The 25,501-nt window shown below is 64.1% G+C and carries 22 protein-coding genes and 1 pseudogene; 15 read left to right on the top strand and 8 right to left on the bottom strand.

Translation table 11 applies throughout. From position 1 onward, the window contains the following. Positions 1–74 precede the first annotated feature (74 nt). The 4 genes from AC0L3S_RS15020 to AC0L3S_RS15005 all read left to right on the top strand — a co-directional run bounded on the left by AC0L3S_RS15020 (position 75) and on the right by AC0L3S_RS15005 (position 3,789). Positions 75–1,445, top strand: a complete 1,371-nt coding sequence (locus tag AC0L3S_RS15020) for a sensor histidine kinase (RefSeq protein WP_473279589.1) — start codon at positions 75–77, stop codon at positions 1,443–1,445. 7 nt (positions 1,446–1,452) lie between these two features. Beyond that, positions 1,453–2,103 (top strand): response regulator, encoded by a 651-nt coding sequence (locus AC0L3S_RS15015; RefSeq protein WP_473279588.1) that lies wholly within the window; start codon positions 1,453–1,455, stop codon positions 2,101–2,103. A gap of 241 nt (positions 2,104–2,344) precedes the next feature. After that, on the top strand, positions 2,345–3,382 hold the full coding sequence (locus tag AC0L3S_RS15010) for an MBL fold metallo-hydrolase (protein WP_473279689.1): 1,038 nt from the start codon (positions 2,345–2,347) through the stop codon (positions 3,380–3,382). A gap of 107 nt (positions 3,383–3,489) precedes the next feature. Further along, positions 3,490–3,789, top strand: a complete 300-nt coding sequence (locus AC0L3S_RS15005) for a hypothetical protein (RefSeq protein ID WP_473259030.1) — start codon at positions 3,490–3,492, stop codon at positions 3,787–3,789. 61 nt (positions 3,790–3,850) lie between these two features. Here AC0L3S_RS15005 and AC0L3S_RS15000 read toward each other — a convergent pair whose 3' ends face one another. Further along, positions 3,851–4,057 carry a hypothetical protein gene (locus AC0L3S_RS15000; RefSeq protein WP_473279587.1) on the bottom strand — a complete coding sequence of 69 codons (207 nt, stop codon included), beginning with the start codon at positions 4,055–4,057 and terminating at the stop codon, positions 3,851–3,853. Between the two features lie 103 nt (positions 4,058–4,160). On the opposite strand from AC0L3S_RS15000, the gene AC0L3S_RS14995 reads away from it, so the two are divergent. Continuing rightward, complete coding sequence (locus AC0L3S_RS14995; RefSeq protein WP_473279586.1) at positions 4,161–5,357, top strand: calcium-binding protein; 1,197 nt, start codon at positions 4,161–4,163, stop codon at positions 5,355–5,357. Between the two features lie 132 nt (positions 5,358–5,489). Here AC0L3S_RS14995 and AC0L3S_RS14990 read toward each other — a convergent pair whose 3' ends face one another. Further along, on the bottom strand, positions 5,490–6,077 hold the full coding sequence (locus AC0L3S_RS14990) for a TetR/AcrR family transcriptional regulator (RefSeq protein ID WP_007602348.1): 588 nt from the start codon (positions 6,075–6,077) through the stop codon (positions 5,490–5,492). Positions 6,078–6,651: 574 nt separating this feature from the next. Between AC0L3S_RS14990 and purB the strand changes: the two genes are divergently transcribed. Next, positions 6,652–7,959, top strand: coding sequence for an adenylosuccinate lyase (purB, locus tag AC0L3S_RS14985; RefSeq protein ID WP_473248598.1), 1,308 nt, complete (start codon positions 6,652–6,654; stop codon positions 7,957–7,959). Between the two features lie 107 nt (positions 7,960–8,066). Beyond that, positions 8,067–9,239, top strand: coding sequence for a M20 aminoacylase family protein (locus tag AC0L3S_RS14980; protein ID WP_007612084.1), 1,173 nt, complete (start codon positions 8,067–8,069; stop codon positions 9,237–9,239). A gap of 82 nt (positions 9,240–9,321) precedes the next feature. On the opposite strand, the pseudogene AC0L3S_RS14975 reads toward AC0L3S_RS14980, so the two are convergent. From AC0L3S_RS14975 to AC0L3S_RS14960, 4 genes and pseudogenes are all read right to left on the bottom strand, one after another. After that, positions 9,322–10,648 (bottom strand): annotated as a pseudogene (locus AC0L3S_RS14975) (LVIVD repeat-containing protein). A 196-nt stretch (positions 10,649–10,844) separates the two neighbouring features. Then, a complete protein-coding gene (locus AC0L3S_RS14970; RefSeq protein WP_473279585.1) occupies positions 10,845–12,671 on the bottom strand; it encodes a caspase family protein in 1,827 nt (608 codons plus the stop codon). Continuing rightward, positions 12,671–14,515, bottom strand: coding sequence for a caspase family protein (locus AC0L3S_RS14965; protein WP_473279584.1), 1,845 nt, complete (start codon positions 14,513–14,515; stop codon positions 12,671–12,673). The genes AC0L3S_RS14970 and AC0L3S_RS14965 overlap by 1 nt, the downstream gene beginning before the upstream one ends. A gap of 166 nt (positions 14,516–14,681) precedes the next feature. Continuing rightward, positions 14,682–16,589: an acyl-CoA synthetase gene (locus AC0L3S_RS14960; protein WP_473279583.1), complete on the bottom strand. Its 1,908-nt coding sequence runs from the start codon at positions 16,587–16,589 to the stop codon at positions 14,682–14,684. Positions 16,590–16,849: 260 nt separating this feature from the next. On the opposite strand from AC0L3S_RS14960, the gene AC0L3S_RS14955 reads away from it, so the two are divergent. Continuing rightward, positions 16,850–17,944: a SecDF P1 head subdomain-containing protein gene (locus tag AC0L3S_RS14955; protein WP_473279582.1), complete on the top strand. Its 1,095-nt coding sequence runs from the start codon at positions 16,850–16,852 to the stop codon at positions 17,942–17,944. Between the two features lie 275 nt (positions 17,945–18,219). After that, on the top strand, positions 18,220–19,026 hold the full coding sequence (locus tag AC0L3S_RS14950; protein ID WP_027518831.1) for a Crp/Fnr family transcriptional regulator: 807 nt from the start codon (positions 18,220–18,222) through the stop codon (positions 19,024–19,026). Positions 19,027–19,042: 16 nt separating this feature from the next. On the opposite strand, the gene AC0L3S_RS14945 is transcribed toward AC0L3S_RS14950, so the two are convergent. Next, on the bottom strand, positions 19,043–19,684 hold the full coding sequence (locus tag AC0L3S_RS14945; protein ID WP_473259061.1) for a glutathione S-transferase family protein: 642 nt from the start codon (positions 19,682–19,684) through the stop codon (positions 19,043–19,045). Positions 19,685–19,750: 66 nt separating this feature from the next. Next, positions 19,751–20,299: a cytochrome b gene (locus AC0L3S_RS14940; protein ID WP_473279581.1), complete on the bottom strand. Its 549-nt coding sequence runs from the start codon at positions 20,297–20,299 to the stop codon at positions 19,751–19,753. Positions 20,300–20,472: 173 nt separating this feature from the next. Between AC0L3S_RS14940 and murI the strand changes: the two genes are divergently transcribed. From murI to AC0L3S_RS14910, 6 genes are all read left to right on the top strand, one after another. Further along, on the top strand, positions 20,473–21,270 hold the full coding sequence (gene murI / locus AC0L3S_RS14935; RefSeq protein ID WP_473259065.1) for a glutamate racemase: 798 nt from the start codon (positions 20,473–20,475) through the stop codon (positions 21,268–21,270). 71 nt (positions 21,271–21,341) lie between these two features. Further along, complete coding sequence (locus tag AC0L3S_RS14930; RefSeq protein ID WP_473259068.1) at positions 21,342–22,115, top strand: HpcH/HpaI aldolase family protein; 774 nt, start codon at positions 21,342–21,344, stop codon at positions 22,113–22,115. Positions 22,116–22,185: 70 nt separating this feature from the next. Continuing rightward, positions 22,186–22,569 (top strand): cupin domain-containing protein, encoded by a 384-nt coding sequence (locus AC0L3S_RS14925; protein WP_473279580.1) that lies wholly within the window; start codon positions 22,186–22,188, stop codon positions 22,567–22,569. A 105-nt stretch (positions 22,570–22,674) separates the two neighbouring features. Next, positions 22,675–23,442 (top strand): acyltransferase, encoded by a 768-nt coding sequence (locus AC0L3S_RS14920; RefSeq protein WP_473279579.1) that lies wholly within the window; start codon positions 22,675–22,677, stop codon positions 23,440–23,442. A 196-nt stretch (positions 23,443–23,638) separates the two neighbouring features. Next, entirely contained in the window at positions 23,639–24,256 is a 618-nt protein-coding gene (gene rpsD / locus AC0L3S_RS14915) for a 30S ribosomal protein S4 (RefSeq protein WP_007602315.1), read from the top strand. An 89-nt stretch (positions 24,257–24,345) separates the two neighbouring features. Next, positions 24,346–25,413 (top strand): threonine aldolase family protein, encoded by a 1,068-nt coding sequence (locus tag AC0L3S_RS14910; RefSeq protein ID WP_473279578.1) that lies wholly within the window; start codon positions 24,346–24,348, stop codon positions 25,411–25,413. The last annotated feature ends 88 nt before the right edge of the window (positions 25,414–25,501 follow it).

Raw genomic sequence — 25,501 nt, 5'->3', positions numbered from 1 at the left:
TCTTGCCGTGCCTCGCAATTGGCAAGGCGCGGCGGCGTTGTTAGGCTGACCTTACCAAACTTTGGGGTGATCGCATGCGCCTTGTGCTTCAGCTTGTCGCCCGTCTGTTTCTCATCGTCGCCCTCTGCCTTGGCGCGGCGACCATCTGGGCCACGTTCGACGCCTATCGCAGCGTCGATCGGGCGACTGCGGCCTCGGCGCAGCGGGTCGCCCAAGCGCTTCAGGCCCTGTACTGGCACGAATTCTTGTTGCGTAGCAGCAGAACACGCGAGCAGCTTCTGCCGGTTCCGGAGTGGCGCACGCTGGAGACGATGAAGCTGATCTCACCCGGCGTCTGCGTCGAATTCCAACCGGCCATCGCATTCGAAAAGCCGCTGTGCGGCCAGAGCGAGGGGCTGGGCAAGACGCCGCCGCGCTGGTTCGCGTCGATCGTGCCGACCTTCCTCGGCAGCCATGCCGAAGTGATACGGCCGGTCAGTCCCCGCGCGGCGACCGCCGGAGCGGTGGTTGCGACGCCGGATGAAGCGGCCGCCATCTCGCTCGCCTGGGAATACATCCTCAACGTGATCGACGTCGCGCTTTTGATGGCGGCAGCGATCGCGCTCCTGGCCTCGCTCGCGATTGCGCATGCGCTGGCGCCGGCACGCACGATCGTGACCGCCCTGCAGCGCATGGCGCGCGGTCAGTATCGCACGAAACTACCGCGCTTCCGCTCGATGGAGCTGGCGATGATCGGCAGCGCCGTCGGCGAGCTCGGCGGGCGGCTGGAGGAGGCGACCGAACAGCGCGCGGCGCTGACGCGGCGCCTGATCGAGATCCGCGACGACGAACGCCGCGCGCTCGCCCGCGAGCTGCACGACGAGTTCGGACAAAATCTCTCGGCCATCCTCGCCTTCGCCAACACCATCGAGACGGCGAGCACGAAGGCAGACAAGCACAGCGACATCGTGCAGGACGCGCGGATGATCTCGCAGGCCACGCATCATCTGATGGCCTCGCTGCGCGACGCGCTGAAGCGCCTGCGCAATCCCCTGCCCGCCGAGCTTGGGCTGGAGGCGAGCCTCGTGAATTTGGTGGATAGCTGGCGCTCGCAGAGCGCGGCGCGGCCGACGATCCAGCTCGATCTCAAGGGCGACCTCACCGACATCAGCGGCCCGGCCGCGACCACCGCCTATCGCGTCGCGCAGGAGTGCCTGACCAACGCGTTGCGCCACGGCACGGCACGCGAGATTTCTCTGCACGTCGAGCGGCGCACGGGCGACGACGATGCACTGCTGATCCGTGTCGACGACGATGGCGGCGGCGACGCGGCACGCGTTGCGCAGTCGGCGGGCTTCGGCCTCACCGGCATCCGCGAGCGCGTCGCAGGGGCCGGCGGATCATTGTCGATCCTGCCCGCCCGCGGCGGACTTAGCGTCGCCGCCACCATCCCGCTCGCCGCGTGAGGCCGGGATGAACGAGATTACGGCAACAGGCATCTCCGTGCTGCTGGTCGACGACCATCCGATCGTGCGGCAGGGCTATCGGCGCGTGCTGGAAAGCCAGGGCGATCTGCATGTCGTGGCGGAAGCCGACAACGCCGCGGATGCCTACAGCGCCTTCAAGGCGCACGATCCCGACGTGGTCCTGCTGGATATCTCGATGCCCGGCGCGAGCGGGCTGGAAGCCATCCGCAACATCCGCGCGCGCAGCCCGCGGGCGCGGATCCTCGTTTTCACCATGCACAACGAGGCCGTGCTGGTGAAGGCAGCCTTCAGTGCGGGGGCCAGCGGCTTCGTCACCAAGAGCAGCGAGCCGTCCGCGGTCGTGTCGGCGATCCGCAGCGTTGCGCGCGGCGAACGCGCCATGAGCGACGACATCGCGCACATCCTGGCCGAGGACAGCCTGTCGGCGGGCTCGGCGCTGGATCAACTGGGCGAACGCGAGATCGAGATCCTGCGCCAGTTCGCCGGCGGCGCCACCACCGAACAGATCGCGGCGCACCTCAATCTCAGCGTCAAGACCGTGCAGAACTATCACTATTTGATCAAGACCAAGACCGGCGCGCGCACAGATGCGCAGCTTGTGCGGTTGGCGGCAACTTGCGGGCTGACCAAGATCTAGAGCCTGACGGCGAGCCCTTTGCTGCGACCAGAATAACTGGTTCCCGACTGGCCACCCCCAACGAAGGTCTCCAAGTCTCTCTCGGGTTGTGCTAGGATCCACCACAGGCACCGCATCCAGCACCAAGCGGCCAATGGATGTGTGTCCGGCCCCGATCTTTCGTCGAGAGCCAATTCGGACGGCTCTCGAGAGCCGCCCTCGTTCCCGTTGTATGTCTTGCACGACAACAGGAGACGCTTTCATGAACATCAGGGACAGTCTTCTTGCAGCACTGATCGCCTTCAGCGTTTTCGCGGCCGGGCTCACCGAAAGCGCGGCAGCTGAGGCGAAAAACCAGATCACGATTCTCTATGACGCCTTCGGCACAGATGAGGCGATGACAAAGGACTGGGGTTTCTCTGCCCTTGTCGAAATCGCGGGAAAACGCATCCTGTTCGATACGGGTAACGATCCCGAAATCTTCGCGGCGAACGTGAAGGCCAAGGGAGTTGATCTCTCGGACCTCGACTTTGTCGTTCTTTCGCACCGCCACTCCGATCACATGGCGGGCTTGTCCTACCTCCTGAGCATCAATCCGACCGTCAAGATCTACGCGCCAAAGGAAGGATTTGGCATCTACGGCTCGTCTCTGCCGTCCGGCTTCTACCGCAAGGACGAGGCCTTGCCGCCGGAGATGCGGTACTATGCAGGCAAGCCGCCGGCGGTAATGAAGTTCGGCACGGCATGGGCCCACGCGAACTTCGAACTGATCGATCAGACCACCGAGATCGCTCCCGGTATCACACTTATCTCGCTGATTTCCGACGCACCGGGCACGAGAGAACTCAAAGAGCTGTCCTTGGCTGTCAACACGGCCGACGGCATGGTCCTTCTGGTCGGTTGCTCGCACCCCGGGATCGAGCGCATCGTCGAAGCGGCGACGGGTATCAATCCCAGGATTCATCTCGTCGCGGGAGGATTTCATCTGGTCGTCGCACCTGACGAAGCTATCGCGAAAGTCGTTACCGCCCTCAAGGACAGGTTCAAGGTGGACAGCGTAGCCCCGGGACATTGCACCGGTGAGCCGACTTTTGCCGCGCTCAAGAAGGCTTTCGGCGACAACTATCTCTACGCAGGCCTCGGCACGTCGATTCCGGTTGCGACGGTTGCGGGCGCGAATGTCAGACGCGGGGAAGGTCCGACGCTTGACGACCTTGCGACCTATCGCAAACTCGCGGGGCGCGAAGACCCGTTCGGCATATTGCGCTTGCGCAGCTCGCGGTTGACACCCGCGCTTTAGGGCGCTGGCGCGCGGCTCGCACTTTTAGATAGATCATACTGTGGCCGGGTAGGATTGGAACTGATGCCGTCGCGCCGTGGTTAGTAGCGGAGCGAGGGAGTTGCGCCATGAGTAAGGCTATCCGCGAAGCCATCCATCATCCCCCGATCATCACTGTCGGCGAGCTCATCGATGAACTCTGCCGTCTGCCAGACACAGCGACGATCCAATTCCACTGCCCCGTTCTCGAACAGGAACTTGCGTTCTACCGCCTTCGAAAGCGGTCAAAGGACGTCGTCGAAATTGAAGTCAATACCTATCCGGAAAGCCCGTCGGTCGTGCCATCGGCCAACGCCGCCTTACGTGCGCGAAAAAAGCCCCATCATCCGCGCTCGCTCGGCAATGGCAGCGTTGCCCATAAGGTCTGAGATAGAACCGCGACAGGTCACGTCAGGTGTGACGGCTTTGGAACGCGTGAAGGAAGTTGGCTTACGCCTTCAGCCCGCGTAGCGCAGGCGTCGCATTGACACGCGCCGAGAGATCGGCGTCCTTCTCGTCAGCGTGGGCCGGATGGTGGTAGCGGACGGTCGCATCGAAGATGGCGCGCGCGGTAGACTTGACGTCGGTCGAGTTCCGTACCCGCGCCGAAGTTCCTCCGGCCGCAATGAAATCCAACCCGAAGCAAATCTCCGCCATCAACTCCGAGCAGATTCAACGTCAAGCGCGGCCACAGCGCGTCTCGCAAAGACCTCCGCTGCTTTCAGGCCCCGCGACTGAAATGAAATCGGAGTGAAGCGACATGCACCAACTGCCAAACGACACTATCGCAGTCACCCTGCCGGACTTCGGTCAATCCATGACCGTGCTCGGAGATCCCGGGTTGGCAGCCGACGACTGGGGCGGAAACGATGCGCTGACGGCAGCCATATCGAGTCTCAACTCGAACGTGACCCTCGTTGGGGAAGACCTGGCGGCCATGCATGGCAATTCGCACGGAGGGAACGACAGCCTCGTGGTGAGCGTGGATGGCGGCTGGGATAGTGCCGTTGCCGTTGGCGATGCCCAATCCATGGCGGACAACACCCAAGGCGGTAACGACACCCTCAATGTCGATGCCCACAACTCGCTCTACACCAATGTTTATCTCTATGGCGATGTCCAAGGCGACATGTCGGGCAACGCGGGAGGCGGAAATGACACGCTGACGGCGGCGACCGGATGGAGATCGTTCGGGTCGCTCAGCGGGGACGCTGGTGGAGCCATGAGCGGCAATGCGCATGGCGGGAATGATACGCTGAGCGCGACGGACTATGGGATAAATGGCGGCGGCGACGCACTCAGCGGCGATGCCACTGGCGCCATGACCGACAACGCGGTCGGCGGAAACGACATCCTGACCTTTGCGGCGAGCAGCGACGCCCAGCTCGGAGGAGGAAGCCTGTCGGGCGATTCCGGAACGTCCATGTCCGACAATGCCCAGGGCGGGAACGATATCCTCACCGCCGTCGTCGATGGCGAGCGAGCTGCTTTCAGCACGACGTTGTACGGCGACGCTCCCACAATGTCGGGCAATGCTCACGGCGGGAACGACATTCTCACCGGCGGATCGAGCCCCGATCGCCTGGCGGGCGATGCGATGAGCTACGCTCCTTCCTCACCCGGCTCGATCACCGGAGGCACGGATACCCTCAACGGTGGCAGCGGCGATGATCTCCTGTGGGGCGGGCCGAACAACGACACGTTCGTCTTCAACACGGGCTCCGGCCAGGACGTCATCAACGACTTCAATCAAGGCAACCAGGCTGTCGGCAGCACCACCAGCGAACACGACGTGATCAACCTGCATGACTACGGCTTCGCAGACTGGGCAGCCGTCTCCAGCCTCATCGGCGACAATAGCGCCGGCGATGCCGTGATCCACCTCACCGCCGACGATACGATCACGTTGGACGGCGTGCACACGGCGGCCCTGCATCCAACGGACTTCGTCATCTGACGGCTCACAGCCAAGCAGGATGATGGGATGGTGGTCACGAGAGAATCGTCGAGGCCGAGCCTGTCATCCTGCCAAAGGCATGAGCAGGAGCGGATCAAGGCCCAAGCTGCGATACGCGTTGGCTTCGCAACCTCACGCCGCCTTCAGCCCGCGCAATACCAGCGCGAGCGTCGCATCGACGCGCGCCGAGAGATCGGCATCCTTCCATTCGTCGGCGTGGGCCGGATGGTGGAAGCGGACGGTGGCATCGAAGATCGCGCGCGCGGTGGCTTTGACGTCGCCCACCTCGAACACGCCCTGCTTCACGCCGTCGGTCAGGATCGCCGCGATCTGGTCGATCATGGTGTCCTTGTGACACTTGACGGCTGCACAGGCCTCGCGCGCCAGGGTCAGATAAGTCTCGAACATCTCGGGATCGTCGAGCACGCGCGAACGCTTGGCGGCGAACAGGGTGCGCAGCCAGCGATCGAGCCGCGCCGGAGCCGGGCCCTGCTCTTCGGCGAGCTGGCGTAAGGGCGCGTCGATGCGGTCCAGCCACCGTTTGGCGACGGCCTCGCGCAGCGAAGCCTTGCTCGGGAAATGGCGGTAGACGCTGCCGTGGCTCACATCGAGCGCACGGGCCACGTCGACCACGGTGGCTTTGGCGAGTCCGTAACGCCGCAGCACGTCCTCGGTGACTTCGAGGATCCGCTCCGGCGTCAAGATAACGGCTTCGTTCATGCCAGCACCATGTTCCCGTTGAGGGCTCAGTTACCCGGCGACGGAGCTGCTTCCGAAGCGCCCGTGCCGGTCGTTTCGGAAAGCTCTCGCCTTAATGAGGCAGTTTTGCAGCCTGCGCCGCGATCTGGCGCGCCACCAGTAAATTGAGCCAGTGCCCAATCGTCCCGGTCAAATTGATGATTTCGGTCGTCATTGTCGTAAGTCTCCAATCAATTGGCGGTCCCGATTGTTCAATGCGACCCTCAATCCCCCATTTGTTTGGGACGTCGGGCTCCCGGGATGCCGCCAGACGCCCAACCGGAGCGTCTGAGAACGGATATACATGTCCCGCTGACAGATTTCAATATCTGTCAGTCAATGATCCGTGATTGACAGTTAATATCTGCGAGCTTCCCCCCTGAGGCCGGCCGCCGATCGCCGCGGCCAGGCCGATGACCCCGCCAGCCCAATCATCCCCCGCTACCTTGCCGGCGCCGTTTGTTTCGCCCTCCCCGCTCTGCTAGATCACGGCGTAAAAAACATTTTGGCAGGTCGCCCCTCCTGGGTCGCCCGCCCACCTTCCTGGAGCAGTCCAATGATCCCCCGCTATACCCGCCCGGAAATGGCCTCGATCTGGGAGCCGCAGACCCGGTTCAAGATCTGGTTCGAGATCGAGGCGCATGCGGCGGACGCCCTTGCCGAGCTCGGCACGATTCCCAAGGAGGCCGCCAAAACGGTCTGGGCCAAGGCCAAGGACGCCACTTTCGACGTCGCCCGCATCGACGAGATCGAGCGCGAGACCAAGCACGACGTCATCGCCTTCCTCACCCACCTCGCCGAGATCGTTGGCCCCGAAGCGCGCTTCGTGCATCAGGGCATGACGTCCTCCGACGTGCTCGACACCTGCCTCAACGTCCAGCTCACCCGCGCCGCCGACCTGCTGCTCGCCGACCTCGACAAGGTGCTGGCGGCGCTGAAGAAGCGCGCCCTCGAGCACAAGATGACGCCGACCATCGGCCGCAGCCACGGCATCCACGCCGAACCTGTGACCTTCGGCCTCAAGCTCGCTTATGCCTATGCGGAGTTCTCGCGCGCTAGGGAGCGCCTGATCGCGGCGCGGAAGGAAGTCGCGACCTGCGCCATCTCCGGCGCGGTCGGCACTTTTGCCCAGATCGATCCGCGTGTCGAACAGCATGTTGCCAAGGCCATGGGCCTCGTCCCCGAGCCGATCTCGACGCAGGTCATCCCCCGCGACCGCCACGCGATGTATTTCTCGACGCTCGGCGTGATCGCGTCCTCGGTCGAGCGTTTCGCGGTCGAAATCCGCCACATGCAGCGCACCGAAGTGCTGGAAGCCGAGGAGTTCTTCTCCGAAGGGCAGAAGGGTTCGTCCGCGATGCCGCACAAGCGTAATCCGGTGCTCTCGGAAAACCTCACCGGGCTGTCGCGCATGGTGCGCGCCTATGTGACGCCGGCGCTGGAGAACGTCGTACTCTGGCACGAGCGCGACATCTCGCACTCCTCCGCCGAGCGCATGATGGGCCCGGACGCGACGGTGACGCTCGACTTCGCGCTGGTGCGCCTCGCCGGCCTGATCGACAAGCTGCTGGTGTACCCCGCCAACATGCAGAAGAACCTCGACCGCCTCGGCGGCCTCGTGCATTCGCAGCGCGTGCTGCTGGCGCTGACGCAGAAGGGCGCAAGCCGCGAGGACGCCTACAAGCTCGTGCAGCGCAACGCCATGCCGGTCTGGCGCGGCGAAGGCGACTTCCTCCAGCTCCTGAAGAAGGACGCTGAAGTGAAGAAGTATCTGACCGACGCCGAGATCGAGGAGCAATTCGACCTCGGCTATCATTTCAAGCACGTCGATACGATCTTCAAGCGCGTGTTCGGCGAAAGCTGAACGTCATTCGTAGCCCGGGTGAGCGCAGCGACACCCGGGACTTCCCTCACAAAGATCCCCGATGTCGCTTCGCTCATCCGGGCTACAAATCAAGGCGGATCCTCCCCATGCCCATCGTCAACCGCGTCGCCGCCCTCTCCGACGAAATGGCCGCCTGGCGCCATGACTTCCATGAGAACCCGGAGCTGCAATACGACGTCCACCGCACCGCCGGCATCGTCGCCGATCGCTTGCGGGAGTTCGGCTGCGACGAGGTGGTGACGGGCATCGGCCGCACCGGCGTCGTCGGTGTGATCCGCGGCCGCAAATCCGCCTCGGGCAAAACCATTGGCCTGCGCGCCGACATGGACGCGCTGCCGATCATGGAGACGTCGGGCGTCGCCTACGCCTCCAAGGTCCCCGGCAAGATGCACGCCTGCGGTCATGACGGCCACACGGCCATGCTGCTCGGCGCCGCCAAATATCTCGCCGAGACGCGCAATTTCGACGGCACGGCCGTCGTGATCTTCCAGCCCGCGGAAGAAGGCGGCGGCGGCGGCAAGGCGATGGTCGAGGACGGGCTGATGACGCGCTGGAACATCCAGGAGGTCTATGGCATGCACAATATGCCGGGCCTGCCCGAAGGACATTTCGCGACCACGCCCGGCGCGATGCTCGCCTCCTCCGACAACATCCAGATCACGGTCCACGGCAAGGGCGGCCACGCCGGCGCGGGTCCGCACAAGTCCATCGACAGCGTGCTGATCGGCGCCCAGATCGTCAACGCGCTGCAATCGATCGTCGCGCGCAACGTCGATCCGCTGAAGTCCGCCGTCATCTCGATCACGCAATTCCATTCCGGCACGGCCTTCAACATCATCCCGGAGATCGCCGAGCTCGGCGGCACCGTGCGCACGCTCGACCCTGAAGTGCGCGATCTCGTCGAGCGCCGCATCGGCGAAGTCGCCGACAGCGTCGCCCGCGCCTATGGCGGCTCGGCGGAGACGAAGTACACGCGCATGTACCCGGTGACGATGAACCATGCGCGCGAGGCCGGCCTTGCCGCCGACGTCGCCCGCGACATCGTCGGTGCCGAGCGCGTCAACGACAAGTTCATTCCCATGATGGGCGCCGAGGACTTCTCCTTCATGCTGGAAGCCCGCCCCGGCGCGATGATCCTGGTCGGCATGGGCGACGGCAACGAGTGCCACCACCCGGCCTACGTCTTCAACGACAACATCCTAGGCCACGGCGCGTCTTATTGGGCGCGACTCGTCGAAACGCGGATGCCGGCGGGTTAGCGCAGGTCTCGTACGGTGGGCAAAGCGAAAGCGTGCCCACCACAGCCTTCTTCGCTGCGAATGGTGGGCACGGCGACACCGCTCATCCCTGATATTGCAGCACGTGCATGCCGGCGTTCCAGTCGGAGACGAACATCAGTCCGTCCGGCCGGACATAGGCGTCCGCAGGTCTTGGCCGCGAGCGCGACGTTCGGGCGCGGGTCGATGAGCTTTTTCGGTGTCGGCGGCACCCAATACGCGATCTCCTTCGGTGCGAAGGCGTCCCTGATGTCGAACACCCTGACGCCGGCATTGTTGTAGGTCGCAAAGATCGTCTCATCGCTCTGGAACGAGCCCGGGCGGTTCTCGTGCAGATTATGCGGCCCGAAGGTGCCGTTCGTGCAGAAATCGCGGTCGCGCGGGGTCGGCAGGGTTGCGATCGGCACCGGGTTTCCAGGCGCGCGCACGTCGAGAACGAACGTATGGAACAGGCCCTTGGCGCAATTGTCCGCATTGGCTTCGTCCGCGACGATTGCGAGCTGTCGCTTGGGCAGCGGCAGCGGCGTATGCGTGCCGCCGGCGAAGGGTGGTGACCAGTTGATGTGGGACAGCAGCTTTGGATTCGTGGGATCGCTGATGTCATGAATGGTGAAGCCGCCATCGCGCCAGGCGGCATAGCCGCGATCACCCGCCGTGATCATGTGATGGAGCGCAAAGCGCTTGCCCTTTGGCGTCGCCGGCTCGCCCGCCGCGCGGTTCATGCCCGGCAGCCACCATTTCGCGACGATCTCCGGTTTCGTGATGGTCTTGAGATCGACCACGCAAAGGATATGGTCGGTGAACCCGTCGAGATGCGCCGACACATAGGCGTAGCGGCCGCCCGGCCACCACAGACGGTTGATGCCGAAGCCCGGCATTTCGAGGAACGCGATCTCGCGCATCTCGTTCGGTTTCGATATGTCGTGGATCGAGAGGCCGCAGCGGAATTTCTTGGCTTTGGTGATGCTGTCGACCAGCGTGTTCTCGAAATAGCCGCGCATGTTGTCGTAGGACTGCATCGCGACGATATTGGCGCCGTTCGCAAGCAGCAGCAGGTCTTCCGCCACCTGCAAATGGTGGGTGCGGGTGTATTGTCCTGCGGTGAAGAAATTGACCGGCTTCACCGCACGCGGATCGGATGCGTCCAGGATTGTCACGCCGTCGCTGAACATGTGCCCGACATAGACGTGCTGCCGGTTGAACATCACTTGCACGCTGTCGGGCCGTCCGCCGATGTCGCTATAGGAGATGTGCTTGATGCCCTTGCCGATGCCCTCGGGAGGAATGTCTACCTCCGAAGCCGATGCGGACCTCGACCACCCGAAAAGCGCTGCGGATCCGAACACGGCCGACAATTGCTGAAGGTGGCCGCGGCGAGAGAATTGTGGCATCGGTTTCCCCCATTTTCTTGGGATGATGCTCGCTCGCGGCAAGGCATGCAAGCTGAGAAGTTCGCGCCCCTGATGAGCGCCGAGGGCATCAGTGCATGCTCACCTTCCCGGCGCGCATTGAATGCGCCGGATGGTCCAAGCACTCGAGCAATCCGCAAGAGCTCGAGACGAGGATGCTGTGCTCAGCGATGGACGACTAATTGCACACTTCCGCTTGTGACATGCCCGCGCTACCCGGCCTCGGATCTCGCACAATGCGACACCCTTTCGCCACCGGCCTGCATCCAGCACTCGTGCAGATTATCTGTCCTGAGGCTTGCGATTTTGGGGCAGCAGATTCCGCTTCTCTCCTATCCGTGTCCCGCCGCTTCGAATCCTCGCGCGTCGCGACCGGCTTCTTCTCTGGCAGTTTCTCGCATTCGTTGTCGTCGCCGACATGATAGCCGGCCCGGCAGGTGATCTTCGCGCATTGATCGCCATCGGCTTTGAAGCCGAAATTGCACACCAGCGGACAGACCCGGCCCGGCTTTGCCTTCAGCGCATCAAGCGCGTCGACACTCGCAAGCTTCGCGTCGAACTGGGTGCCTGCATATTTGTTGAACAGCGTTAGCGAGCGCTGCGACGCGGCGTTCCAGTCGCCGTCGGCGGTAGACGAAAGGCAGCCGACGCGGCGCAGTTCGCTCTGCAAGGATTTCGCGAGATCGCCGGGCGGCGGAGCACTGGGCGGCGGCGCCAGCGCGGCGACCTTCCTGCTCTCGGCGTCAGCCGCCTGCTTGTCCGCTGCCTGCTTCGCTGCCGCCTCAGCTGCCGCCTTCTCCATCGCCCGCTTCTCCGCGAGCGACTTGGCCGCGGCAGCTTCGGCCGCCTTGCGATCTCGTTCGGCCGCCTCCGCCTTGGCCTGCTCGACCTGCTTGGCTTTCTCGGCCGCGATCCGCGCCTCTTCCGCGGCTTTCGCAGCAGCGGCCGCTTTCTCCTGCTCGGCCTTCTGGGCTCGTTCGGTCGCGAGCCTCGTCTTCTCCTGTTCGGCCAGACGCGCCTTCTCCGTCGCCGCCGTGCGATCCTCCTCGGCGGCAATCTTCTTCAACTGCACGCGGGCGAGGTTGGCGTAAAAGCCGTCCGGATAGGTCTGGAGGAATGCTTCCCAGGCCTCGCGCAGCCCGGCCTGAAGGGCAAGCTCGTAGTCTTTGCGCACACTGTCCTGCGGATTTGCCTGCGGACCGGCTGCGGCGGCCGGCCTTGCCGGCACCAGCGGCACATCGCTGCCACCCAGAGAGCCATAGACATACGGCTCCTGCTTGTTGCCGGTTTTCTTCAAGACGTCGTCACGGACAAACCCGAACGCCTTGCGCAAATCGAGCCCAGGCTTCGGCAGATGATCGGTCAACGCGACTGCGAACGGGCTATTGCGGGAGTCGCCATCGGACGCTGTCGATCCCGCCTTGGCCGCAAACGCGATCATCGTGTTCGGACTGGTTGGCTCAACCTTGGCAAGTCCGCCACCAATCGCGCGCGAGGCCAGGGTGCGCTTCATCGTCTTGGCAAAAGGATTGTCACGACATGCATCGAGGATGACGAGACGGAGTTGTTTGGCCGGTTCGACCGCATACAGCGCGCGATCCAGCGCGACGGTCTCGTCGAGGACGTCGCCGTCGGTTTCCAGCATGGCATCGGTTGGAACGAGGTAGTTGTTGCCGTCCAGCTCGATGCCGTGGCCCGCATAGTAGATCACCGCCATGTCGGCATCGCGCGTCCTGGCCGCGAACTCGCGTAGCGATCGCCGCATTTCGCTGGCATTGAGGTCCAGCCTGATCTCGACCGAATCGAAACCCGCATTCCTGAACATGCCGCCGACCAGCCCGGCGTCGTTCACCGGGTTCGCGAGCCGCGGCGCGTTCTTGTAGGCAGAATTGCCGATGACGAGCGCAACGCGCTTGTCGGCGAGGGCCGGGCTGCAGCTCGCCAGAACAAGAAGAACAAGAACTTTGAGCCCGAGGGCGCAATCTCGGAAGGCAGGGATCGCCATCAGTTACACACCTCACCGGTGATCTTGACGCTGGCGTTGCTAGGATGGGGAACCAACGCGAGCCGACATCCCTTAGCAATCGGCCTGCATCCTGCGTTGTTGCAGATCATCTGCCCGGACGCTTGCGATTTCGGTGCCGCAGATTCTGCGTCCTTCCGGTCTTGGTCGCGCCTTCTCGGCTCGTCGCGGGCGGTAGGCGCTGGCTTCTTCTCCTGAATCTTCTCGCATTCGTTGTCGTCACCGACGCGATAGCCGGCGCGGCATGTAATTTTTACGCATTGATCCCCGTCGGCCTTGGAGCCGAAATTGCAAATGAGCGGGCAGACCCGTCCGGGCTTCGCTTTCAGTGCATCGAGCGCGTCGACGCTTGCCAGCTTGGCGTCGAATTGGGTGCCGGCATATTTGTTGAACAGGGCCAGAGAACGCTGCGATGCGGCGCTCCAGTCGCCGTCGGCGGTGGCGGACAGACAGCCGACGCGGCGCAATTCACTCTGCACGGATTTTGTCAGATCAGCCGCCGACAATGTGGATGCCGGCGCTGGCGCAAGGGCTGCAACTTTCTGCTCGGCCTCAGGCATCTGCCGATCGGCCACAGGCTTGGCGGCCCGCTCCGCCTTCTCGGCGGCCTGCCTGGCAACAAGCTCGGCCTTGGCCTGCTCCGCCGCCTGCTTTTCCGCCTGTGCTTTTGCCGCGGCAGCTTCGGCCAGCTTGCGCTGGTGCTCCGCTGCCTCCGTCCTCGCCTGCTCGATCTGCTTCTGTTTCTCCGCCGCGATCCGGGCCTCTTCGGCCGCCTTCGCCGCCGCGGCCGCCTTGTCCTGCTCGGCCTTCTGGGCGCGTTCGGCAATAAGCCTTGCCTTCTGCTGCTCGGCCGCATTCGCTTTTTGCTCGGCCGACGCGCGCGTCTCTTCGGCGGCGATCTTGTTCATCTGGCCCTTGGCCAGATTGGCATAAAAACCTTCGGGATATTGCGCCAGGAAGGCTTCCCAACCGTCGCGCGTGGCAAGCTGCAGCGCGAGCTCGTAATCCCTGCGAATAGAATCCTGCGGGTTGGCCTGCGGCCCGGTCGCTGCCGGCTTGGTCGCGACCAGCGGCACATCGTCGCCTCCGAGCGAGCCATAGACATAGGGCTCCTGCTTGTAGCCGGTGCTCTTGAGCACGTCATCGCGCACGAAGCCGAACGCCTTGCGCAAATCGAGGCCTGGCTTGGGCAGGTGCTCGACCAAAGCGACGGCAAACGGGCTGTTCCTGGAGTCGCCGTCGGACGCTGTCGAACCGGCCTTTGCCGCGAACGCAATCATGGTGTTGGGGCTGGTCGGCTCGACCTTGGCGAGGCCGCGTCCGATCGCGCGCGAGGCCAGCGTCCGCTTCATAGTCTTGGAAAACGGATTGTCACGGCACGCGTCCAGGATGATCAGGCGCAGCTGCTTGGCCGGCTCCACCGCAAACAGCGCACGCTCGACCGGGATGGTTTCGTCGAGCACGTCGCCATCGGTCTCCAGCGTCGCGTCAATCGGAATGAGATAGTTGGTGCCTTCCAGCTCGATGCCGTGGCCGGCGTAATAGATCACCGCCATATCGGCATCGCGGGTCCTGCCGGCGAACTCACGCAACATGCGCCGCATCTCGCTCGCACTGAGATCCAGCCTGACGTCGACGGAATCAAATCCCGCCTTCTTGAACATGCCGCCGACCAGAGTGGCATCGTTGACGGGGTTGCCGAGCTTGGGCGCGCTCTTGTAGGCGGAATTGCCGATGACAAGCGCAACCCGCCGGTCCGCATGGGCCGGTCCGCAGGCGAGGCCAATGGCCAAAATCAACAAAGCAAATATCCGAAACGGAATCACTTGCGTCCCCCCGGATGCAATTCCACGAGACTATTCGGACCATCGCTCAATTACCAATTCTTCCTATGTGATATTTGTCACATAAGAGGCTCTCTCAGGGGTATGGATAATGCGACGAAGCGTCGCCCTGCTTTCGAGCTGACGCCAAAGCCATCTGTTGAGTCCGTTACATTTGCACCACTTCGTGGCGCATCACGAACGGTGCAAGCAGTGCGTGCACCTCGCTTGCAACCGCCTCGCGCTGGGCCGCCGGCAGCCCGGCCAGCGTCACGGTGGCGATCGAACCGTGGCTGCCGTGAGCGCCGACCCTGACGTTGCAGTCGATGCCGCGCTCGGCAAGCGGTGTCAGCACCTTCGTGAAGACGCGCTCGGCTGCGTCCCAGCGCAGCTGCGGCTTGAACACTTTGCCGACGCCCGTCACCGGCATCGGATCTATCGGGATGACCTGCACCGGGACAGCCGCGCGCTCCGGCGTACGCTCGCGCACCCACGTCTCCAGCTCGCCGGGTTCGACGGTCGCGCCCGGCTTCAGTTGCACATACCCCACCGGCAGCTCGCCGGCATAGGCGTCGGGCTGGCCGACCACCGCGGCGAAGCCGACGGCGGGATGGCGGAACATGATCTCCTCGATCGGCGCCGGATCGATGTTGTGGCCGCCGCGGATCACGAGATCCTTGGCGCGGCCGGTGATCCAGAGATAACCGTCGGCATCGAGCCGGCCAAGATCGCCGGAATTGACCCAGACTTCGTCGACGAAGGCACCCTTGTTGTGCTCGTCGTTGAGATAGCCGCCGAACACACCGGGCCCGGCCATGATGACGACGCCGATCTCGTCCGGCGCGCAGTCGCGGATCAGCTTGCCCTCGCCATCGAGCTGAACGATGCGGACCCGCGCGTAAGGCATGGGAAGGCCGACCGAACCGAGCCGGATCGGCCGCGACCGGTAGGCCAGCGTGTGCACGCTCGAGGTCTCGGTCATGCCGTAGACCTCGACGACCGGCAGCTTGAGCTTGTCCTGGATCGCAGACCCGACCGCGACCGGGATCGCGGAGCCGCCACCGGCTGCATATTTCAGGCTGGAGATGTCGGCGCTGCCAGGCGGCACCGCGAGCGTCGCGGCGAGTACAGTCGGCACGCTCGACAGCGCCTCCGGCTTGAAGCGCTCGACCAGTTGCCAGATGTTCTTCACCGCATTCGGATTGCGCCATCCGCTCGGCGACAGCACGACCAGCGAACCGCCTGCCGACAGCGTCGTCAGCACCTGCGTCAACGAGCCCCCGACGTGAAACAGCGGCATGCCAAACAGCATGTTGGCGCCCGGCTTCGACTTCAGCAGCAGATTGAGTGCCCAGGCCTGATAGACTTGGTTGGCATGCGTGTGCCGCACCAGCTTTGGCGTGCCGGTGGTGCCGCCGGTGTGGAAATAGGCGGCGATGTCGCGGCCCAAAATCTTTCGCCCACTGATCAGGCGGTCCGAAGGCTGCTGCTTGATCAGGTCGCTGAAGGCATAGATGCCGTTCGCCGGATCGCCACCGCCGAACACCTGCACGATCGCCTTGAGGTGCTTGAGTTGCGGCCTGATCTGCTCGACTTTCTGCCAGATGTCGGTGCCCGGCATCGGCCCGAGCGCCACCAGGATTTTCGTATTCGCGGCCTCGAGGATCTCCGCGATCTGGTGCGGCTCCAGCAGCGGATTGACGGGATTGGCGATGCCGGCGGCCTCCGCGCCGAACAGCGTTACAAAGGCGTCCGGCACCAGCGGCAGCATGAAGCTGACGACGTCGCCCTTCTCGACGTCAAGCGCGTGAAACATGTTGGCGGCCTGCGTGACGCGCGCGATGAAGTCGCGGTACGTGACCACGACCGGCGTGTCGGCCGGATCGGCATTTTGCAGGAACTGGATCGCCGGGCCGTCGGGGTTGCGGACCGCACCCAGCCTGATGGCGTCGTAGGTGCTCTCGGCCGCGACGCGATCGGCGTAAGGGACCTGCTCGAAGGCTCGAACCTCGGCGTCCGTCGCCAAGTCCGGATAGTCGCTGCCGATGAGCCGATCGAGCGCATGGATGCCCGCCATGGAACTCCGTCCTCCCTCAGATGCATTTCCCCGCGCCCTGTCTTTTTGACTTTTGGGGTCGGCGAGGCCTCGACCGATTGGCCGGCCGAGCACGGGCAGAATGATGGATGATTTGGCGTTCGTCCATGACCTAACGTCGGCGACAATGGGCTCTGGCACAGGCCTTTGAACCTGCGCGCCCGATCCGGGGACCAAGAACTGGCATCGGACTCACATTGCAGCGCCCTTGCCAGCGCCCTGCCGCAAGACTCGAGGTGATCATGACTACGCCCCCGCGGGATTGCGCCACCCGGCTGTTCATCGCCTTCGCCGTGACAGCGGAAATCATGACATCGGTGATCGCCCTGCCCCGCGCGGCACTCGCCGAGGACGGCCAGCTCGACAAGATGCGCGCCAAGATCTCGGCCTTCATCAGCGACAAGATGGAGAAGCTCGGCGGGTCACGCATCGTCTACAGGGTAGACACCGATGGCCTGCGTGAGAGCGTCGTCACGGATTTGCGCGACGACGTCTACAAGAACCTGCGCGATGGCAAGATCGCCTTCTCCGGTCTTGCGATCCGCGACGGCGGCGTCGAGTTGAAGATTGCCGACGTCAAGGGCCGCGAGCAACTCGCACGCAAGCTCGCGTCGGCCGCAGAAGGATTGCCGTCGCATGCACTCGCCGTGACCGACGGCAGCGACGGACTGGTCAGGCTCGCGCCGACCAATGCGGCATCCGCCGCGCGGTTGCACGAACTCGTCGAAGATGCCATCGCCATGATCGAGCAGCGTCTGAAGGAGGCCGGCGTCCAGCTCGCCAGCGTCCAGCCCGATGGCACCGACCGCATCCGAATCTTCCTGCCCGGTGTGATGGAGCCCGAGCGCGTCACCGCGGTCTTCGCCCGAAGGGTCAAGGTCGGCTTCCGCCTGATCGACCTCTCCATGCCGCCTGAGCAGGCGCAATCCGGCACGCCCCCGGCAGGCACGGAAGTCCTGCCCGGCTTCAAGGACAAGAGCCTTTATCTGGTCGCCAAGGACAGCGTGCTCGACGGCGACGACATCAGCTATGCGGGCCCGGGGTTTGCGAGCGCCACGAAAGAGCCGATCGCCTCGTTCCGCTTCAACGGCCGCGGCACGCGGCGCTTTGCCCACATCACCGAGGAGAATATCGCAAAGCCCTTCGCCATCGTGCTCGACGGCAAGGTGATCTCCGCCCCCATAATCCGCGAGCCCATCACCGGCGGCTCTGGCCAGATCTCCGGCAATTTCACCCTGGAGGAAGCAAACAGCGTCGCCATGCTGCTGCGCGCCGGTTCGCTGCCGGGGCACCTCGGCCTGGTCGAGCAGCAGGTCGTGCCGCCCGCCAAGCCCTGAGGCGGGGGATCGCCCACGCCCACGCCTGGTCCCGCCCCACCCCGTCGGCCGCCGAGGTCCACCACGCCGAGGCTCGGACCCGTTAGCCCCCGAATCGCGGGCGCGCCACGGCCATACGCACCGCCAAACAGGCAATTGCCGAAACGCCCGATCAGGCTAAAATTTGCCCCTTGCGGCACGGCGGCCGAAAGCTTCATTCAAGCGGTCGTCGTTCGATTTCGGCTATGGTGTCGAGAATACGACCGTGACTGAAGGCCTTACGCGGGGATAGTACCATGCCGTCCGGCAGCGCAGACATTTCGTCGATCCTCGACCGCATTCTCGAGGCGGCGACGGATAACCTCAGGATCGCGAAGATCCTGGTCCAGATGGGCCTCGATCCGAACAACGTCACCTATGACTCGATCTTCAATCGGATGCTGGAGATCTTCGTCCAGAACATCACGCTGGCTAATATGTTCGCCGCGGTCGGGGCCGGCTTCTTCGTCGCAACTCTTCTGATGCGGACCATGGTGCCGTTGCGCGTCGCCAACATGGTCGGCTGCGCGTTCTTCGCCGTCTTCGGCGCGCTCTCCGCCAACGTCTCGACCTTCCTGCTCTATCTCCTGCTGCTACCGATCAACGCCCTGCGCCTGCGGCAGATGCTCAAGCTGGTCAAGAAGGCGCGCCATGCGGCCGAAGGCGACATGTCGATCGAATGGCTCAAGCCGTTCATGACCGAACGCAAATATCGCCGCGGCGACACGCTGTTCAAGCTGCGCGATCCGGCCAACGAGATGTTCCTCACCGTCACCGGCAAGTTCCTGGTCAAAGAGATCAACATCGAGATCCTGCCCGGAACGCTCATGGGCGAGCTCGGCTTCCTCACGCCGGACAACCGGCGCACCGGAACGGTCGAGTGCATCGAGGACGGCCAGGTGCTGACGATCACCTACGACCGGCTGCTCGAGATCTACTTCCAGGATCCGCAGTTCGGCTATTACTTCCTGGTGCTGACCAGCCAGCGCCTGCTGCAAAACATCGAGCGCCTGCAGAAGCAGCTGGCAACAGAAAGGGCCGCCACCACGAACAGGATCGCGTGATCGATCGCCTCACCACTCAGTTCAAGAGCAGCGCCATGCCCGGGTCGCCCTTCTCCATCGCACGCCGATAGCCCGCCCGCGCGCCGATGCGGCCGAGATATTTGACCACGTTGGGACAGCGCGACACGTCATAGGGCTGGAAGTAGCGCATGGTGGTGAGCGAGAAAACTGTCATGATGTCGGCGGTCGTGAAGGCACTGCCCGCAAGGTATTCGGCCTCGCGAAGCCTTGCGTCGAGAAGATCGTAAGCCCGATCGAGACGCCCCTTCATCGCGAGCAGGGTCGGATTGTCCTTGGCGAGATCGAGCCGGCTCAGGATCATCATCCGCCCCATGCCGGGTTGCAGGGTGCCATTGGCGAAATGAAGCCAATACAGAAACTGCGCGAAGGCGGGATCAGTGGGACCGAGCACGAGTCGGCCGTTGCCATATTTCGCAAGGATGTAGTCGACGACGGCGGCGGATTCCGCGAGCACCAGCTCGCCGTCGGTGATCACAGGGGCCGTGCCAGCCGGATGCAGCGCCTTGTACTCGGACGGAGCCAGCATGGTGACAGGATCACGCGTATAGCGCTTCAGCTCGTAGGGAATCCCCAACTCCTCGCACAGCCAGACGATTCGCTCGGACTGCGACTTGCCGAGATGATGGACGGTGAACATGAGGCCTCCTGAAGACATGAAGCAGAACGTGGGATGCGCCACGAGAACGCATGGGTGTGCTTGCGACTAGGCCTCGTCCGTCACCATCCGCGCCACGACGCGGTCGCGGCGGATGAAATGGTGCCACAGGGCGGCGATCACGTGAATCGCGATCAACGCGAGCAGCACATAGGCAAAGAGGATGTGGCGGTCTTCATAGGCGCCCGCCGCCGCGCGGTCGGAAGCGGTGAATTGCGGCACGTGAAACAGGCCGAAGAAGTCCGAATAATCAGGTGCGTGCGCACCGGAATGCGCCCAGCCGAGCATGGCGACGATGATGACGGCGAGATAGAGCGCGCCGTGACTGACATGGGCCGCGACCTTATGCCAGCGCGAGGTCTCGGCCGGCATGGTCGGCGTCGGGTTGGCGAGGCGCCAGACCAGGCGCAGCACCGTGAGCAGCAGGATCACATAGCCGATATCGGCGTGGATCGAGCGGTAGAAGAAGCGGTCGGGACGCGCCGGGATGTGGTTCATCCACCACCCGAAGCCGATCATGCCGATGATGGTCAGCGCCAGAATCCAGTGCAACCATCGGGAAATGCTGCCCCAGCCGTTGCTGGTATTTCTGATCATGTCGGCTCTCCGGAGTTTTGCGGGCCTGTCCCTCCCCGCACCGCAGTACGGCAGCTGATACCGGGACCATGCGGCAATCGCGAAATTGAATCCATCCAAATTGGCCCTCAACGCCCCTGCCGCAAAACCGCCTCAAAAACCGAATGGTAACCACGTCGGGATAGAGTGTTCACGTGACCAATTCTCCGACGATTCTGGTGTTCGATTCCGGCCTTGGCGGGCTCACGGTTCTGCGTGAGGTCGTGGCTGCGCGCTCCGACGCGCATTACGTCTACGTCGCGGACGACGCCTTCTTCCCCTACGGCCACCACAGCGAGGACGCGATCATCGCCCGCGTGGTGCCGCTGATGGGGGAATTGGTCGGCACGCACGATCCTGACCTCGTCGTCATCGCCTGCAACACGGCGTCCACCCTGGTCCTATCGCATCTGCGCGCCGCTTATTCCCTGCCCTTCGTCGGCACGGTGCCGGCGATCAAGCCGGCCTGCGCGCAGTCGAGGAGCCGGCGGGTGTCGGTGCTCGGCACCAAGGGCACGGTGAAGCGCGAATACACCAAGGCGCTGATCCGCGATTTCGCGCAAGGCTGCGAGGTGACACTGGTCGGCTCGCCCGAGCTGGCCGCGCTGGCTGAAGCCGAGCTCAGCGGCTCTCCCGTCAGCGACGACTCCATCCTCGCCGAGCTCGCCCCGTGTTTCGTCGGCGATGCCGGGGACGCAGGCGCACGCACCGACACGGTGGTGCTCGCCTGCACGCATTATCCGCTGCTGCTCGACCGGCTGAAAAAGCTCGCGCCCTGGCCGGTCGACTGGATCGATCCGGCGCCCGCGATCGCCCGCCGCGTCTCGGAGCTGCTCGGCCCGCACACCGGTGGCATCGCGCAATCCGGTGCCGAGATGATCTTCACCTCGAACCGCGTGCATGACCTTTCGGCCATGCTGACGCCGTTCTTCGGCGGCCGCATTCCGGCCTGACCTTGCGCCTCGATGGCGCGCTGCTAGGCTCCGCCGTCGTCGTTATCGCCAAGATGATCGCAAGGCTCTCCATGTCGCTCCCCGCAACGCCGCTCAATCGTCTCCGCCAGCTCTGGCGCGAGGGTCGTCCCGCCTTCGGCGCGATCGCGACGATCCCGAGCGTGCAGACCGTGCAGATCATGGCGCGCTCCCTCGACTGGATCATCGTCGATCTCGAGCACGGGCCGATTGGACTGACCGAAGCACATGCGATGATCGCGGCCACCACCGGCACACCATGTACACCGCTGGTGCGGATCGCAGCGAACGAGCCATGGCTTGCGAAGGCACCGATGGACATCGGCGCCTTCGGCATCAATTTCCCGATGATCACCAATTGCACTGAAGCCGAGAAAGCGGTGCGCAGCGTGCGCTATCCGCCGCGCGGCGATCGGCTCTGGGGTCCGTTCCATGCACCATTCCGCTGGGGCCAGTCGATGCCGGACTACATGGCCAGCGCCGACGACGAGATGATCTGCATGATCACCATCGAGCACGTCGACGCCGTCAATCGCATCGACGAGATCATGGCCACGCCCGGCATCGACGTCGCCGTAATCGGCCCCGGCGATCTCGCCACCTCCATCAACAAGCGCGGCCAGATGGACGATCCGGAATTGCTGGAGCTGGTGGCGCGGGCCGAGGCCGGCATCCTCAGAAGCGGCGTGCCGATCGGCGGCGTGGCGCGGACCGCAGACCAGGCCAACGCCCTGGTCGACCGCGGCTACCGCGCGATCGCGCTCGGCTTCGACTGGTCGCTCTTCCAGCGCGGCATCATGGCGGCGTTCGATGGGATCAGGCGCTGAACAGGCCGATTGCCACCTTGCCGGGATAAGCGGCGCTGCTAGGCTCAGTCGTTCCAGGGAGGAAAAAACCATGCTCAAAAAGACTTTGCTCGCTTTCGCCTTCACCGGCCTCGCTGTTGCGGCCTTCGCCCAGCAGCCCGGCATCAAACGCACCCCGCTCCAGAAGGTCGAATTTCCCGATGGCTACAACACCATCACGGCCATTGCGGAGGTTCCGGCGGGCGGCGCGGCCGGTCGCCATACCCATCCGGGCATCGAGACCGGCTACGTGCTCGAAGGCGAGCTCAATCTCCTCATCGACGGGCAGCCGGAAAAGACGCTGAAAGCCGGCGATTCCTACCAGATCCCGGCAGGCGTCGTGCACGACGCCAAAGCCCACGGCGATAAGGCTATGAAAGTGCTTGGAGTTTACATCGTCGACAAGACCAAGCCGCTGGCCTCGCCGGCACCCTGATGCGGCGAACCGACCGGCCCCACGCGGGTTGGTTCGTGCTAGAGCAGGCGGCGAGCGGGAACCCCGTTCGCTGCACAAACTTTAATCAGGGGAAACCAAAGAGCGATGCGCGGGACGCCCAAGACCATTTCGCTGCCGCGTCGCCTGATCATCGACCTCATGCACGCCTCGATGGGCGTGCCTTTCGTGTCCCTTTCCCGATCGCTCGATATTGGCCCCCTGCTGGAGGCCCGCGCGGGCACGATCGCGCCAGGCGGCTGGGCGGCCATGTTCGTCAAGGCTTTTGCCCTGGTCGCCAGGGACGAGCCGGTCCTGCGTACCGTGCATGTCAAATGGCCCTGGCCATCGCTCTACGAGCTGCCGAAGAGCGTGGCGTCGGTGGCCATTGCCCGGGTCGAGGGCGGCGAGGAATGCGTGATCCCGCAGCGAATCGTTGCTCCCGAGGCCATGACGCTGGCCGCGGTCGATGCCGAGATCCGGCGCGCCAAGACCGCCCCGATCGACGAAATTCCCATGTTCCGCAAGATCATGCGGGTGACCCGCCTGCCGCTGCCACTGCGGCGGCTGTCCTGGGCGATCGGGCTGAATTTCGGCCGGCAGCGCGGCAATTGGTTCGGCAGCTTCGCGGTGAGCTCGGTGGCCGCCTATGGTGGCGGCGAGCTTCACCCCATCACGCCCGGCCCCTTCATCGTCAGCTATGGGGTGGTCGGGCCCGACCAGACCATCCATGTCGTGATCCGCTGGGATCATCGGGTCACCGACGCCGCCCCGATCGCCCGGGTCCTGACCCGGCTGGAACAGGTCCTGAACACTGAAATCGCTGCCGAATTACGTGCGGCCGGGTCGAAGCCGATCCGAGCGGTCGGGACGTGAGTCCGGGCCATTCGCATTGACAGCGAGCCCCAAATCCTCCTAAAAGCCGCTTGCTCGCGGGCCGATTTCGGCCCGCGAAGCGTTTCGCGACCCGTGGTCCTGTCCCTTAAGCTTTGGGATCGGACCTGTCAGTGCCGGGCTAGCCCGTCACACAGGAGGGCGCGTTTCCTCAAACCATGTACCTGAAGAGGACGCGATGACTAAGCGCAGTGAGGCGAAGTACAAGCTCGATCGCCGTATGGGCCAGAACATCTGGGGCCGCCCGAAGAGCCCCGTGAACCGCCGCGAATACGGCCCCGGCCAGCACGGCCAGCGCCGCAAGGGCAAGCTCTCCGACTTCGGCGTGCAGCTGCGCGCCAAGCAGAAGCTGAAGGGTTACTACGCCAACATCTCCGAGCGTCAGTTCCACAGCATCTATGTCGAGGCCAGCCGCCTCAAGGGTGACACCGGCGAGAACCTGATCGGCCTGCTCGAGCGCCGTCTCGACGCGGTCGTGTACCGTGCCAAGTTCGTCTCGACGATCTTCGCCGCGCGCCAGTTCATCAACCACGGCCACGTCAAGGTGAACGGCCGCAAGGTCAACATCTCGAGCTATCTGGTCAAGCTCGGCGATGTGATCGAGGTCAAGGAATCCTCCAAGCAGCTCGCTCACGTCCTCGAAGCCAGCCAGCTCTCCGAGCGTGACACCCCCGACTATCTCGAAGTCGACCATGGCAAGATGACCGCGAAATACATTCGCATCCCGCACCTCTCCGACGTGCCGTTCCCGGTGCAGATGGAGCCGCATCTGGTCGTCGAATTCTATTCGCGCTAAGATCTGAATATCGAAAGGCCCCGGTTCGCCGGGGCCTTTTTGCTTAAAGAGCCACACTTCAGTGGCCGTTTACTTTCAGGAGGCGTCGCATGCTCTACACCCCTCCCCCGATCGATCCCAAAGCGCCGCCAGTGCGCATCAATCTGCTCTCGGACACGCAGACCAAGCCGACACCCGCGATGCGCGAGGCGATGGCGCGGGCGGAGGTCGGCGACGAGCAGGTCGGCGACGATCCGACCGTGAACGCGCTGTGCGAGCGCGTCGCCGAGCTGCTCGGCAAGGAAGCCGCGGTGTACATGCCGTCAGGCACGATGTGCAACGTCACCGCGACGCTGGTGCATTGCCGCCCCGGCGACGAGATCCTCGCGCATGAAAGCGCGCACATCATCGCGCGCGAAGGCGGGGCGCATGCCGCAATCGGCGGCTTTCAGGTCACGCAATTGAAGGGGCCCGACGGCCAGTTCACGCCGGAGACCTTTCGCAGAGCGCTGCATCCGCGCACCCGCTACCAGCCGCCGCAGACGGTGGTCAGCGTCGAGCAGACCGCCAATATCGGCGGCGGCACGATCTGGAAGAAAGCCGCGCTCGACGAGATCGTCGCGATCGCGAAACAACATGGCCTCGTCACCCACATGGACGGCGCACGCCTGCTCAACGCCACTGTCGCGAGCGGCATCTCCCCGCGCGACATGACCGCGGGGTGGGATTCGGCCTGGATCGACTTCTCGAAGGGCTTGGGCGCGCCGATCGGCGGCGTGCTGGCGGGCTCGCGCGCCTTCATCGATGCGGTCTGGCAGTGGAAGCAGCGACTCGGCGGCTCGATGCGACAGGCCGGAATCTGCGCGGCGGCTTGCATCTACGCGCTCGACCATCATGTCGAGCGGCTCGCCGACGATCACGCCAATGCGCGCGCGCTCGCTCGCGGACTGTCGCAGATCGCAGGCGTCGAGGTGCAGGAGCCCGAGACCAATCTGGTGTTCTTCAAGCCCGATGGTGCCGGCATTCCCGGCGACAAGATGGTCGCGGCGCTGCGCCAGCGCGGTGTGACGCTTGCGATGATGGACGGCCGCATCCGCGCCTGCACCCATCTCGACGTCAATGCGAGCCAGGTCGAGGAGACGATCGGATATATCCGCGAGATCGTGCGCGGAGCGTAAGTCCTGTAGCCCCGTAGATGGGGTAACGGGTCGGCCTCCGCGGCCAAGCCGCGCTAGCTACGGCGCTATGTGATGCGCGCGTCGCGCG

The sequence above is a fragment of the Bradyrhizobium sp. Ken01 genome (assembly GCF_055807355.1).
Note: the sequence above shows the minus strand (reverse complement) of the source record. Positions and strands in the feature narration are given on the sequence as shown.

Bases quoted from the DNA above. Each gene is read 5' to 3' on its own strand.
- AC0L3S_RS15015 (WP_473279588.1), top strand. From the start codon at position 1,453: ATGAACGAGATTACGGCAACAGGCATCTCCGTGCTGCTGGTCGACGAC.
- AC0L3S_RS14995 (WP_473279586.1), top strand. From the start codon at position 4,161: ATGCACCAACTGCCAAACGACACTATCGCAGTCACCCTGCCGGACTTC.
- AC0L3S_RS15005 (WP_473259030.1), top strand. From the start codon at position 3,490: ATGAGTAAGGCTATCCGCGAAGCCATCCATCATCCCCCGATCATCACT.
- AC0L3S_RS14990 (WP_007602348.1), bottom strand. From the start codon at position 6,077: ATGAACGAAGCCGTTATCTTGACGCCGGAGCGGATCCTCGAAGTCACC.
- rpsD (WP_007602315.1), top strand. From the start codon at position 23,639: ATGACTAAGCGCAGTGAGGCGAAGTACAAGCTCGATCGCCGTATGGGC.
- AC0L3S_RS14925 (WP_473279580.1), top strand. From the start codon at position 22,186: ATGCTCAAAAAGACTTTGCTCGCTTTCGCCTTCACCGGCCTCGCTGTT.
- AC0L3S_RS15020 (WP_473279589.1), top strand. From the start codon at position 75: ATGCGCCTTGTGCTTCAGCTTGTCGCCCGTCTGTTTCTCATCGTCGCC.
- AC0L3S_RS15000 (WP_473279587.1), bottom strand. From the start codon at position 4,057: ATGGCGGAGATTTGCTTCGGGTTGGATTTCATTGCGGCCGGAGGAACT.
- AC0L3S_RS14910 (WP_473279578.1), top strand. From the start codon at position 24,346: ATGCTCTACACCCCTCCCCCGATCGATCCCAAAGCGCCGCCAGTGCGC.
- AC0L3S_RS15010 (WP_473279689.1), top strand. From the start codon at position 2,345: ATGAACATCAGGGACAGTCTTCTTGCAGCACTGATCGCCTTCAGCGTT.
- AC0L3S_RS14940 (WP_473279581.1), bottom strand. From the start codon at position 20,299: ATGATCAGAAATACCAGCAACGGCTGGGGCAGCATTTCCCGATGGTTG.
- AC0L3S_RS14970 (WP_473279585.1), bottom strand. From the start codon at position 12,671: ATGGCGATCCCTGCCTTCCGAGATTGCGCCCTCGGGCTCAAAGTTCTT.
- purB (WP_473248598.1), top strand. From the start codon at position 6,652: ATGATCCCCCGCTATACCCGCCCGGAAATGGCCTCGATCTGGGAGCCG.
- AC0L3S_RS14945 (WP_473259061.1), bottom strand. From the start codon at position 19,684: ATGTTCACCGTCCATCATCTCGGCAAGTCGCAGTCCGAGCGAATCGTC.
- AC0L3S_RS14955 (WP_473279582.1), top strand. From the start codon at position 16,850: ATGACTACGCCCCCGCGGGATTGCGCCACCCGGCTGTTCATCGCCTTC.
- AC0L3S_RS14960 (WP_473279583.1), bottom strand. From the start codon at position 16,589: ATGGCGGGCATCCATGCGCTCGATCGGCTCATCGGCAGCGACTATCCG.
- AC0L3S_RS14930 (WP_473259068.1), top strand. From the start codon at position 21,342: ATGTCGCTCCCCGCAACGCCGCTCAATCGTCTCCGCCAGCTCTGGCGC.
- AC0L3S_RS14950 (WP_027518831.1), top strand. From the start codon at position 18,220: ATGCCGTCCGGCAGCGCAGACATTTCGTCGATCCTCGACCGCATTCTC.
- AC0L3S_RS14920 (WP_473279579.1), top strand. From the start codon at position 22,675: ATGCGCGGGACGCCCAAGACCATTTCGCTGCCGCGTCGCCTGATCATC.
- AC0L3S_RS14980 (WP_007612084.1), top strand. From the start codon at position 8,067: ATGCCCATCGTCAACCGCGTCGCCGCCCTCTCCGACGAAATGGCCGCC.